The sequence below is a fragment of the Blautia sp. AF17-9LB genome, assembly GCF_003479185.1.
Lineage (GTDB): Bacteria > Bacillota > Clostridia > Lachnospirales > Lachnospiraceae > Fusicatenibacter > Fusicatenibacter saccharivorans.
Genome location: NZ_QUGU01000001.1, coordinates 283,513 through 295,767, shown reverse-complemented (window position 1 = coordinate 295,767; position 12,255 = coordinate 283,513). Strand labels below are relative to the sequence as shown.

At 49.7% G+C, this 12,255-nt stretch carries 9 protein-coding genes; 7 read left to right on the top strand and 2 right to left on the bottom strand.

Features of this window, described 5'->3' with window-relative positions; all coding sequences use genetic code 11:
* The first annotated feature begins 120 nt into the window (after positions 1-120).
* The 5 genes from queA to DWX00_RS01320 all read left to right on the top strand — a co-directional run bounded on the left by queA (position 121) and on the right by DWX00_RS01320 (position 4,627).
* A complete protein-coding gene (queA, locus tag DWX00_RS01340) occupies positions 121-1,146 on the top strand; it encodes a tRNA preQ1(34) S-adenosylmethionine ribosyltransferase-isomerase QueA (protein ID WP_118594501.1) in 1,026 nt (341 codons plus the stop codon).
* Between the two features lie 228 nt (positions 1,147-1,374).
* On the top strand, positions 1,375-2,049 hold the full coding sequence (locus tag DWX00_RS01335) for a phosphatase PAP2 family protein (protein WP_022461411.1): 675 nt from the start codon (positions 1,375-1,377) through the stop codon (positions 2,047-2,049).
* On the top strand, positions 2,039-3,100 hold the full coding sequence (locus tag DWX00_RS01330; protein WP_118594500.1) for a lysylphosphatidylglycerol synthase transmembrane domain-containing protein: 1,062 nt from the start codon (positions 2,039-2,041) through the stop codon (positions 3,098-3,100). The genes DWX00_RS01335 and DWX00_RS01330 overlap by 11 nt, the downstream gene beginning before the upstream one ends.
* Positions 3,084-3,719, top strand: a complete 636-nt coding sequence (locus tag DWX00_RS01325) for a CDP-alcohol phosphatidyltransferase family protein (protein ID WP_022461413.1) — start codon at positions 3,084-3,086, stop codon at positions 3,717-3,719. Before DWX00_RS01330 ends, DWX00_RS01325 begins: the two co-directional genes overlap by 17 nt.
* On the top strand, positions 3,716-4,627 hold the full coding sequence (locus DWX00_RS01320) for a phosphatidylserine decarboxylase (RefSeq protein WP_243037593.1): 912 nt from the start codon (positions 3,716-3,718) through the stop codon (positions 4,625-4,627). Before DWX00_RS01325 ends, DWX00_RS01320 begins: the two co-directional genes overlap by 4 nt.
* A gap of 60 nt (positions 4,628-4,687) precedes the next feature.
* Here DWX00_RS01320 and aroA read toward each other — a convergent pair whose 3' ends face one another.
* Both aroA and DWX00_RS01310 read right to left on the bottom strand, forming a co-directional pair.
* Complete coding sequence (gene aroA / locus DWX00_RS01315) at positions 4,688-5,971, bottom strand: 3-phosphoshikimate 1-carboxyvinyltransferase (RefSeq protein ID WP_118594499.1); 1,284 nt, start codon at positions 5,969-5,971, stop codon at positions 4,688-4,690.
* 34 nt (positions 5,972-6,005) lie between these two features.
* Entirely contained in the window at positions 6,006-7,118 is a 1,113-nt protein-coding gene (locus DWX00_RS01310) for a prephenate dehydrogenase (protein ID WP_055265977.1), read from the bottom strand.
* 398 nt (positions 7,119-7,516) lie between these two features.
* On the opposite strand from DWX00_RS01310, the gene DWX00_RS01305 reads away from it, so the two are divergent.
* Both DWX00_RS01305 and leuS read left to right on the top strand, forming a co-directional pair.
* The gene (locus DWX00_RS01305; protein ID WP_022461417.1) at positions 7,517-9,607 is read left to right on the top strand and encodes an elongation factor G; all 2,091 of its coding nucleotides are present in this window, start codon (positions 7,517-7,519) and stop codon (positions 9,605-9,607) included.
* Between the two features lie 233 nt (positions 9,608-9,840).
* Positions 9,841-12,246, top strand: coding sequence for a leucine--tRNA ligase (leuS, locus tag DWX00_RS01300; protein ID WP_022461418.1), 2,406 nt, complete (start codon positions 9,841-9,843; stop codon positions 12,244-12,246).
* The last annotated feature ends 9 nt before the right edge of the window (positions 12,247-12,255 follow it).

Below are 12,255 nucleotides of genomic sequence, written 5' to 3'. Positions count from 1 at the left end.
TGTCAGAAGGCGGATGCAATGGTATAATAAGGTTCGTTGAGCCCGAAAGAACGGGCGCAGCACAGTATTTTACCTGACATCGGCCTTTTGTGCCGATTTGCAATAGAATGGAGGAAACCAATGAAAACTTCAGATTTTTACTATGATCTGCCAAAAGAACTGATTGCGCAGGATCCGCTCGAAGATCGCAGCGCCTCCCGCCTGATGCATCTGAATAAAGAAACCGGTGAATATGAGCATGGTCATTTCCGCGATATTCTGAAATATTTAAAACCGGGCGACTGCCTTGTGATCAACGATACCAAAGTAATTCCGGCGCGTCTCTACGGTTCGAAAGTCGGCACCGATGCAGCAATCGAAATCCTTCTGTTAAAAAGAAGAGAAAATGATATCTGGGAGACCCTCGTAAAACCGGGCAAAAAATGTAAGGTCGGCACGGTGATCTCCTTCGGCGACGGCATTCTGACCGGAGAGGTTGTAGATATTGTCGATGAGGGAAACCGTCTGATCCAGTTCCATTACGACGGCATTTTCGAGGAGATCCTCGACCAGCTTGGCGAGATGCCGCTGCCGCCGTATATCACACACAAACTGCAGGACAAGAACCGCTACCAGACGGTATACGCGAAACACGAGGGAAGCGCAGCCGCTCCGACCGCAGGACTGCACTTTACAAAAGAGCTTCTGCAGCAGGTACAGGATGCCGGTGTAAAGATCGCCCATGTAACCCTGCATGTCGGCCTTGGCACCTTCCGTCCGGTGAAAGTGGAGGATGTCACCCAGCATCACATGCACTCTGAGTTCTATGTGGTAGAAGAAGATCAGGCAAAACTGATCAACGATACGAAAGCAGCAGGCGGCCGTGTGATCGCAGTCGGAACAACGAGCTGCCGTACTCTGGAGTCGGCAACCGGCGAGGACGGCATTTTAAAAGCCGGAAGCGGCTGGACCGAGATCTTTATCTATCCGGGTTACCGCTTCAAGATGATCGACGGACTGATCACCAATTTCCATCTGCCGGAGTCCACACTGGTGATGCTGGTATCGGCACTGGCTGGAAAAGAGCATATTATGGCAGCTTATGAAGAGGCTGTAAGAGAAAAATACCGCTTTTTCTCCTTCGGCGATGCCATGATGATTGAATAAAAAATTCGTTTATGACAAAAATACGATGCTGAAAGAAAACGACCATATAGGAACACCCGTGAAGCCCTATATGGTCGTTTTTTTCTCTGCGAATCTTCTAAATCTTTCTTTTTCCCTGCCGAAAAACAGAAGATTTTATTAAGGTTTCTGAAAACGAGCGGAACTGGGTTGTGTCAGGGAATGTTTTTGCGTATACTGATACGTGTTTGAGACAAGGGAGGACGGATTTTGAAGAGAGACGAGAGAAGAAAGTTTCCATACTATGGTATCCTGCCGCTAATTCTGACGCTGACAGCGAATTTTATCGCTTATTTTGGAACGCGGCCGTTCACCAGTTCGTGGAAACATTACAATATAGAAACGGTGCTGGATCAGCAGATCCCGGTGATCCCGTGGACGATCGTGATTTATTTTGGCTGTTATCTGGTCTGGATTGTAAATTATCTGATTGCCGCAAGCAGAGAGAAAGAATTTGTCTGGCGGTTCTTTGCAGCAGATGTTCTGGCGCGGCTTGTCTGTATGGCATTTTATCTGCTGCTGCCGACAACGAACGTAAGGCCGTCGATCCCGGAACAGGGATTCTGGAATCAGATGCTTGCCTTGCTCTACCAGATGGATGCGGCGGACAATTTGTTCCCATCGATTCACTGCCTGAACAGCTGGTTCTGCTATATCGCAGTCCGCGGAAGACGGGAGATTCCGCGCTGGTATCAGCGGTTCTCTTTCTGGGCGGCACTTGCCGTGTTTGTCTCTACGCTGACAACAAAGCAGCATGTGATTGCAGATGTGATTGGCGGAGCGCTTCTGGCAGAAGTGACGTGGCAGATCGCGGGACGCACGCATCTTGGTGCATGGTATGGCATGATATTGGAACGAAGGAGGTGGAAACGCCGTGCAGAGTAAGAAAAAAATGATCGTGAATACTGTTTTTCTCGTTGTGATTTTTGCGTTGACGATATACGGTGTTTTCCACGGCGAAGACCTTGGCGCAATGATGGAAGCAATGCGGCGAGCAGATGTGCGGTGGCTGTTGCCGGGACTGTTCTGTGTCGTGTTTTTTATCTGGGGAGAATCGATCATCATCTGGTACATGATGCATTCCTTCCAGATTCCGGTGAAGAGGCGGACATGTTTTCTGTTTTCTTCCGTCGGATTCTTTTTCAGCTGTATCACACCGTCCGCAAGCGGCGGCCAGCCGATGCAGCTCTACTATATGAAAAAGGAGAAAATATCTCTTCCGGTATCAACGGTAATTCTGATGATCGTCACGATCACTTACAAAGCGGTGCTGGTCGTGGTGGGACTTGGGCTTGTTCTGTTCGGACAGGGCTTCCTGCACCGGTATCTGACGGAAATCCTTCCGGTTTTCTATCTGGGAATCGGTCTGAATGTCTTCTGTGTCACAGCCATGCTCATTCTGGTTTTTCATCCGGCGCTTGCGCGGACAATTCTGGTTTTGGGACTGAAAATCGTGGAAAAACTGCATTTGATGAAACGAAAAGAAAGCCGCCTGAAAAAACTGGAAGCTTCCATGGAAGTCTACCAGAATACGGCAGCGTATCTTGGCACCCACAAAATGGTGCTGGTCAATGTCCTTGCGATTACCTTTGCACAGAGGTTTGCTTTGTTTGCAGCAACATGGTTTGTATACCGCGCCTTCCATTTATCAGGCGTTTCCTTTATTGCCATTGTGCTGCTGCAGGCGGTCATTTCCGTATCGGTTGACATGCTGCCGCTTCCGGGAGGAATGGGAATCAGCGAGACACTGTTCCTGAAAATTTTCCCGCCGGTCTTTGGAAGCACGCTGCTTCTTCCGGCAATGGTGCTTTCCAGAGGGCTCGGCTACTACGGGGAACTGCTGGTGAGTGCAGTCTTTACCATCGTCGCACAGCTTACGATCGGGAATACGAAAAGAGAAAAAAGAGGGGGAACTACATATGATAGGGTTCTATGATTATACCGTAATATTAACATATATCAGCTTTGCATCGTCCATCAGCGGCATTTTTCTTGCAACGCGGGGGCACTTTAACTGGGCGATTTTTTGTCTTGCTTTTTCCGGACTGTGCGATATGTTCGATGGAAAAATTGCGCGGACGAAGAAAAACAGGACAGAAGATGAAAAGCGGTTCGGCATTCAGATCGATTCGCTCTGCGATGTGGTCTGTTTCGGTGTCTTTCCGATCGTGCTCTGCTATGAGCTTGGCATGACACATTTTTACAGCATTCCGATTCTTATTTTCTACGGTCTTGCGGGCGTGATCCGTCTGGGATATTTTAACGTAATGGAAGAGAAGCGTCAGAATGAAACTTCGGAGAACCGGAAATATTACCAGGGACTGCCGATTACCTCGATGTCAGTGGCTCTGCCGCTGCTGTTCGTCTTTGCGCCGCTCTGCCGCGGATACTTTCTAATCTGGCTGCATCTGCTGGTGCTGGCGGTCGGTGTTCTGTTTATCACGGATTTCCGCTTCCGCAAGCCGACGAATAAAGAGCTTGCTGTGCTGGTAGCGGTCGTTGGAGTGGCTGTGCTCCGCGGACTTCTGATCTGGAAGGGAGGAAGAACGATTTGAGACTCTGCGCTTATCCTTACCGAAAACAGGGGAAAAATTATCCAAAGCTTGATCTGATCCGCGAGGAAAATGATCTGCAGGACCGTTTTCTACACATGATGTACAGCCATGCCGCCGGAAGAGCCGCGATGCAGCCGCTGGTTCAGTCATTTGTATCTCGTGCGGCAGGCTGCTTTCTGGACAGCCGCTTATCGGTGCCGCTGGTTGCACTGTTTGTAAAGAAAAATCATATTTCACTGAAGGAATGTACCGCAAAGCAGTTTATCTCGTTCAATGATTTCTTTGTGCGGAAGCTGAAAATGGATGCACGTCCGTTTTCCAATGCGCCGCAGGATTTTATCAGCCCGTGTGATGCGCGGCTTACGGTTTATCCGATTCATGAGAACGGGAAGTTTGAGATCAAGAACACAGAATATACGCTGGAACAGCTTCTGCGCGACAGGAAGCTGGCAAAACGGTATGAGGGCGGAACGTTATTTCTGTTTCGGCTTTCCGTGGACGATTATCACCGGTATCTCTTTGTGGATGACGGCGTCTGTTCGACGGAACGGCGGATTGAGGGTGTGCTCCACACGGTCAATCCGGCGGCGAATGATTTTTGCCCGATCTATAAAGAAAATACGAGAACCTACACGCTGCTGCAGTCCGCAAATTTCGGCACACTGCTGCAGATGGAGGTCGGCGCGATGATGGTCGGAAAGATTGTCAATGAAAATGCCGGAGCGGCGAGACGTGTACAGCGCGGCGAAGAGAAAGGCTATTTTGCCTTCGGTGGTTCGACAGTGATCGTTCTGGCACAGAAGGGAAGCGCAGTGCCGGAAAAACGGATCTGGAATTATTCGCGGCTTGGAATCGAAACGCGGGTACGGCAGGGAGAAACGGTTGGAACGGCCGGAAGAACAGGGTAAAAGCAAAAAAATGGATTGTGAGGAAATGATCTTCACAATCCATTTTTGTTTAAACGTTTTTTATGCCTGCAGCCGTGCCAGATCCTGGTAGAATGTCGGATACGAGATATCCACACAGCCGGCGCGCAGGATTTCCGTCGGTGTCTCTGCGGCAAGCGAAGCGATTGCAAACGACATCGCAATGCGGTGGTCGAGGCGGCTGTCGATTTGGGCGCCGTGGAACGGTTTTCCGCCCTCAATGATCATGCCGTCGTCCGTGCCTTCCAGGGAAACACCCATCGCGGTGAGTTCGTTTACCATGATATCAAGACGGTTCGATTCTTTGACTTTCAGCTCCTCCGCATTCCGGATCACGGTTGTACCGTTCGCTGTGGCGGCAAGAACCGCGATGATCGGGATTTCATCGATCAGGGTCGGGATCAGTTCGCCCTCGATGACAGTGCCGGAAAGAGACGGCGTATAGCGCACGAGAAGGTCTGCAACCGGTTCTCCGCCGGAGTTCTGCTCATTCAGAAGTGTGATGTCAGCACCCATGGCGCGGCAGACGCGGAGCATACCGTCGCGGGTCGGGTTGATGCCGACATTTTTCAGGAGCACCTCAGAGCCTGGAACTATCAGCGCGGCGGCGATGAAGTAGGCGGCGGAGGAAATATCTCCCGGCACACGGACGAGATTTCCATGGAGATCCGGGTCCGGCAGAACCGATGCGGTCAGCCCTTCGGAGGCAACGTCGGCGCCGAAGAATTTCAGCATCAGCTCCGTATGGTTTCTGGAAAGAGCCGGTTCGGTAACGCTTGTTTTTCCGTCAGCATACAGTCCGGCAAGCAGGACACACGATTTGACCTGTGCGGATGCGACCGGCGAAAGATAGGAGATGGCGTGGAGCGGATGGCCGTTGATCGCAAGCGGCGCACAGCCGTTTTCCGGAATACTGCGGATGGAAGCGCTCATCTGGGTCAGCGGATTGATGATGCGTCCCATCGGCCGTTTTTGAATAGAGGCGTCACCGGTCAGTGTACTGGAAAAGTTCTGGCCGGCAAGAATGCCGGAGATCAGGCGTGTCGTTGTTCCGCTGTTTCCGCAGTCGAGAACGGCGGACGGAGCCGAAAGCCCGTGCAGACCTTTTCCATGAACGAGGATGCGCTCCGGCGTGTTCTTGATCTCAATGCCCATACTGCGGAAGCAGGAGATGGTGGAGAGACAGTCGGCACCCTGTAAAAAGTTTGTGACTTCTGTGGTTCCCTCTGAAATGGCACCGAACATGACGGCGCGGTGGGAAATGGATTTATCGCCCGGCACGGAGATTTCTCCGCGCAGAGGACGTACTGCTTTCTGGAACTGCATAACGTAACTTCCTCCTGTCAAGATATACGCGCTTTTAATTGCGGATATGAATGGTATAGCCATGGTCTTTTAAGACCTTCCGGGCAAGAATGCCTGCCTGCTCTTCATAAAATTCAATGCGGAGAGCACCCTCTTCGAACTCGCGGTTATGCGTAATGCCGATATTTTTAATACTGATCTGGTTGATGGCAAGAATTGTTGTAACGGCTGCGATTCCGCCGGCTTCATCGAGCAGGTCGCAGTAAACGACGTATTCTTTCTTTGTCGGTCCATAGGAAGAATCTTCCATGGAATTCCGGTATTCGCGGGAACTCTCAAACATATTGTAGAGCTCGTGGCCTTTTTTGTTGTCAACCAGGTATTTTGCCTGGACGAGAAGGCGGATATAGGAATCCAGCACATTCGAGAGCTGCTTCTGGTTTGAGAGACAGATCTGCTGCCATACCTCCGGGGAGGAGGAAGCGATGCGGGTGATGTCCTTGAAGCCGCCTGCAGCAACGGTTTTCATCTGCTCTTCCGGTGTGTCCAGGGATGCGAGTGCATTGACCAGGGTAGCGGCAACGATATGCGGCAGATGACTGACACCTGCGGTGATGTAGTCGTGCTCTTCGTATGTTAAAACCATCGGGATCGCCTTTAAGGACTGGACAAGATCAACGAAAGCGGAAACTGTCGCGATCTCAACATCTGGTCCGGGTGTAATCATATAGTAAGCATTTTCCAGCAGGTAATCGGTGGCGCTGGAATATCCCGTCTTTTCGGAGCCTGCCATCGGATGGCCGCCGATAAACTGGTGCGTCATGCCGAGGGTCTCAACCGCCTGATGGATTTCTCCTTTTACACTTCCGACGTCTGTGATGATACAGCCCGGTTTTGCGATGCCTTTCACGAACGGAAGATAGGAGATGTTGGTGCTGACAGGAGCACATAAGAAGATATAGTCACAGTCGGCAAAGCGGTCGTCCCGTTCTTCCAGCGCGATATCAATCACGCCTTCCTGAATTGCCTCTTCGATCGTCGCTTTGGTGCGGCAGTAGGCCATCAGTTTATACTCCGGGTGAACCTTTCTGAGGGTTTTTGCAATGGAGCCGCCGATGAGGCCAAGGCCGATAAAGCCGATACAGATTTTTTCGGATGTATCACACATAATTCAAGTAGTCCTTTCTGACAATTTTCGTAGGTAAATCGTATAAAAGACATTGTAAAGCATCTGAAATCAAATGTCAAAGATTTCTTGCTTTAAAGCGACAAAGCATTTTTGAAAGGCAGCAATTTTGCTTGTTTTGCAAAATCCGGCAGATTCCACAGAAAAGCCAGACAGAAAAGCGGAAGAAAGACAGAATAACCAGCTAAAATACATATAAAATTTAAAAATTCAGAAATATATTGTGAAATATGAATAATATACTTGCAAAAAAGCAAAAACTTTAGTAGAATAGTGACTATGATAAGAGGAACGGAAGACGTGAATCTTGATAAAAAGCAGAAAGGCGAATAAGAGCGGCCTTGCAATCTGCAAATTTACTTACATGGGAGGTATTACATATGGACGTTTTTAGAACTGACCGAATCAGAAATGTGGTGCTGCTGGGGCACAGCGGCTCCGGAAAGACAAGTCTGACCGAAGCTATGGCTTATCTTTCCGGTATGACAAACCGTCTCGGAAAAGTGACAGACGGAAATACCGTCAGCGATTTTGACAAAGAAGAAATCAAGCGCAAATGCTCTATTTCCACAACGCTTGTCCCGGTCGTATGGGGAAAAAATAAGATCAATGTTCTGGATACTCCTGGAATGTTTGATTTCGTAGGAGAAGCACAGGAAGCCGCTTCCGCAGCAGATGCCGCTGTAATCGTGGTATCCGGAAAGGCCGGCGTGCAGGTCGGAACCCAGAAAGCATGGGAACTCTGCGAGAAATACAATCTTCCGCGTATGATCTTTGTAACGGAAATGGATCAGGACGATGTCAGCTACCGAGAAGTCGTTGAGCAGCTCACCGAACTGTACGGAAAACGAATCGCACCGCTTCATATGCCTCTGCGTGAAAACGGTAAATTTGTAGGATATATCAATATTGTAAAGAACAAAGGCCGCAGATATATCGAAAAAGATAAAAAAGAAGAATGCCCGATTCCGGATTACTCCGTAGAATATCTGGAGAAGTACCGTGAAACCCTGATGGAATCCGTGGCAGAAACAAGTGAAGAGTTTATGGACCGCTACTTTGGCGGAGAAGAGTTCTCGGTAGCAGAGATTTCCGCAGCGCTTGCCATGAACGTAGGAGACGGCACCATCGTTCCGGTATGCATGGGATCTCCGGTGAACCTGCAGGGCGTATCGAACCTTCTGGATGATATCTGCGGATACTTCCCGGATCCGTCCACCCGTCCGTGTGCCGGCATCAATCTCAATACGAACGAAATTTTCGAGGCAAATTACGACTTTGCGAAACCGAAGAGCGCGACCATTTTCAAGACGATCGTGGATCCGTTCCTTGGAAAATATTCAATGATTAAGGTTTGCTCCGGCGTTATTAAAAGCGATGATGTGCTCTATAATGTAGATCAGGAATCCGAAGAAAAACTGAGCAAGCTGTACGTGCTCGAAGGCTCCAAGCCGATCGAAGTACCGGAGCTTCATGCAGGAGATATCGGTGCCATCGCAAAACTCGGCGATGCAAGAACCGGCGATTCCCTTGCGACAAAGAACAATCAGGTCCGCTACGGAAAACCGGATGTTTCGACTCCGTACACCGCAAAACGATATAAACCGAAGAACAAAGCCGATGTAGATAAGATCTCCCAGGCCTTTGCCAAGATGATGCAGGAAGACCTGACTATGAAGGCAGTCAATGATTCTGCAAACCATCAGACATTGCTGTACGGCATGGGCGACCAGCACATCGATATTATCGTCAGCAAGCTGCTGGAGCGCTACAAAGTAGAAGTAGAGCTGTCCCGTCCGAAGGTAGCCTTCCGCGAGACGATCCGCAAAAATTCGGATGTAGAAGCAAAATACAAAAAACAGTCCGGCGGCCACGGCCAGTACGGTCATGTAAAAATGCGCTTCTCCGCTTCCGGAGATCTCGAGAAACCATACGTTTTCGAGCAGGAAGTTGTCGGCGGCGCCGTTCCGAAGAACTACTTCCCGGCTGTTGAAAAAGGTATCCAGGAAGCCGTACAGAAAGGCCCTCTGGCTGCTTATCCGGTAGTCGGCGTCAAAGCCGTTCTGTATGATGGTTCTTATCATCCGGTAGACTCCTCCGAGATGGCATTCAAGACCGCAGCGATCCAGGCGTTCAAGAAAGGCTTTATGGAAGCATCCCCGGTTCTCCTTGAGCCGATCGTTTCGATGAAGATCACGGTAGACGATAAATACACCGGCGATATCATGGGCGATCTCAACAAACGCCGTGGCCGTGTGCTCGGCATGAACCCGGATCACAAGGGCCATACGATTATCGAGGCTGATGTTCCGGAACTTGAGATCTACGGATACGGCACAACACTCCGCTCCATGACAGGCGGAAGCGGTGATTTCTCCTATGAGTTTGCGAGATATGAGCAGGCTCCGTCCGATATCCAGGCAAAAGAGATTGAGGCAAGAGCTTCGAAGGTTGAAAAAGCAGAAGAATAAAGCTTTATAAAATAGTGTGATAAAACAGAGAAAATCCGGTTTCGGGAGCAGAATTCGCCCGGAAACCGGATTTTTCTGCGGTTTTTGAAGAAAAACGGAGGATATAGGAAAAAATAAATTGTAAAAACAGGGAAAGAGTGATAGAATACAGCTATATGTTCAAATGCGCATGCTGTCCTATGCGGCGGTGTGAGAAAAAAGAACTTTGAACTTGAACATGCAGGAGGTTACCTATGAGTAAAAGATATGAGCCACAGGACATTGAAAAAAAGTGGCAGAAGATCTGGCAGGATGAAAAAGCCTTTGCCGCCACAGATGATTATACAAAACCGAAATACTACGCACTCGTTGAGTTTCCGTATCCGTCAGGACAGGGACTTCACGTAGGCCATCCGCGTCCGTACACTGCACTGGACATCGTAGCCAGAAAGCGCAGAATGCAGGGTTACAACGTTCTGTATCCGATGGGCTGGGATGCATTTGGTCTTCCAACGGAGAACTATGCGATCAAAAACCACATTCATCCGAAGATCGTTACCAAAAACAACGTACATCACTTCAAAGACCAGCTTCAGTCTCTTGGATATTCCTTCGACTGGGACAGAGAGATCAACACGACGGATCCGGAATACTATCACTGGACCCAGTGGATTTTCCTGAAACTTTTCAAAGCCGGACTGGCATATAAAAAAGAAATGCCGATCAACTGGTGTACTTCCTGTAAGGTAGGTCTTGCAAACGAGGAAGTTGTAAACGGCGTGTGCGAGCGCTGCGGAAGCCCGGTTGTCCGCAAAGTAAAGAGCGAGTGGATGCTGAAGATCACCGAGTATGCAGACAAGCTGATCGACGGTCTGGACGGCGTTGACTATATTGAGCGTGTCAAAACTTCCCAGAAAAACTGGATCGGACGTTCCCACGGAGCAGAGGTTGATTTCTCCCTGAAAGATAAACCGGAGAAGCTGACTATCTATACCACACGCCCGGATACCCTGTTCGGTGTTACGTACATGGTACTCTCCCCGGAGCATCCGTACATCGACCAGTACAAAGATGAGATCAAGAACTGGGATGAGGTCTGCGCATACCGTGAGATGGCAGCCAGAAAATCCGATTTCGAGCGTTCCGAGCTTGCAAAAGACAAGACCGGTGTCATGATCGACGGACTTTCCGCAGTCAACCCGGTTAATGGAAAAGAGATCCCGATCTGGATTTCCGATTATGTACTGATGAGCTACGGCACCGGCGCCATCATGGCAGTACCGGCACACGATGAGCGTGACTGGGAGTTCGCAAAGAAATTCAACATGCCGATCATCGAGGTTGTTGCAGGCGGCGACGTACAGAACGAAGTTTACACCGACGTTGCAGAGGGAACTCTTGTCAACTCCGGTTTCCTGAACGGACTTTCCGTTGCGGAAGCAAAAAAGAAAATTCTTGAGTGGCTCGAAGAGAACCACGTTGGAAAAGCAAAAACAAACTATAAGCTGCGTGACTGGGTATTCTCCCGTCAGCGTTACTGGGGTGAGCCGATTCCGATCGTACACTGCGACAAATGCGGTTACGTTCCGGTTCCGGAAGAATCCCTTCCGCTGGAGCTGCCGGATGTAGAGAGCTACATGCCGACCGATAACGGCGAGTCTCCGCTGGCTGCCATGACAGACTGGGTCAACACCACCTGCCCGTGCTGCGGAGGACCTGCAAAACGTGAGACCGATACCATGCCGCAGTGGGCTGGTTCTTCCTGGTATTACATCCGCTATACCGATCCGAAGAACAAAGAGGCTCTGGCAAGCAAAGAAGCTATGAAATACTGGCTGCCGGTTGACTGGTACAACGGAGGAATGGAGCACACCACCCTTCACCTTCTGTATTCCCGTTTCTGGCATAAATTCCTGTACGATCAGGGCGTAGTTACCTGCCCGGAACCGTATCAGAAACGTACTTCCCACGGAATGATCCTCGGCGAGAACGGCGAGAAGATGAGTAAATCCCGTGGAAACGTTGTCAACCCGGATGATATCGTAGCTGAGTTCGGTGCAGATACCCTGCGTACGTACGAGATGTTCATCGGTGCCTTCGACTTAAGTGCATCCTGGTCTCAGGAAGGCGTAAAAGGATGCCGTCGTTTCCTCGAGCGTGTATGGAAACTGCAGGACAGCCTGGTAGACGGAGATTCCTACTCCAAAGAGCTGGAGTCCAAAATGCACCAGACCATCAAGAAAGTATCCAGCGACTATGAGTCCCTGAAATACAACACAGCGATCGCAGCCATGATGACCCTGGTCAACGAGTTCTACAAAGCCGGAAAAGTAACGAGAAAAGAGTTCGAAACCCTTCTGATCCTGCTGAATCCGGTTGCACCGCATATGACCGAGGAACTGTGGGCAGACCTTGGATACGAAGGCCGTCTGTATCAGACCGCATGGCCGGAGTTTGACGAGGAGAAGACGGTAGAGGCAGTAGCCGAGATCGCTGTTCAGATCAACGGTAAAATGCGCGGAACGATCAAAATCGCCAAAGATGCAGATAAAGAGACCGCAATCGCCGCTGCAAAAGAGGCAGTTGCAGACAAACTGACCGGAAACATCGTAAAAGAAATTTACGTACCGGGAAGAATTGTGAATATCGTTCAGAAATAATAATTATGT

Bases quoted from the DNA above. Each gene is read 5' to 3' on its own strand.
- queA (WP_118594501.1), top strand. From the start codon at position 121: ATGAAAACTTCAGATTTTTACTATGATCTGCCAAAAGAACTGATTGCG.
- DWX00_RS01325 (WP_022461413.1), top strand. From the start codon at position 3,084: ATGATAGGGTTCTATGATTATACCGTAATATTAACATATATCAGCTTT.
- aroA (WP_118594499.1), bottom strand. From the start codon at position 5,971: ATGCAGTTCCAGAAAGCAGTACGTCCTCTGCGCGGAGAAATCTCCGTG.
- DWX00_RS01310 (WP_055265977.1), bottom strand. From the start codon at position 7,118: ATGTGTGATACATCCGAAAAAATCTGTATCGGCTTTATCGGCCTTGGC.
- DWX00_RS01305 (WP_022461417.1), top strand. From the start codon at position 7,517: ATGGACGTTTTTAGAACTGACCGAATCAGAAATGTGGTGCTGCTGGGG.
- leuS (WP_022461418.1), top strand. From the start codon at position 9,841: ATGAGTAAAAGATATGAGCCACAGGACATTGAAAAAAAGTGGCAGAAG.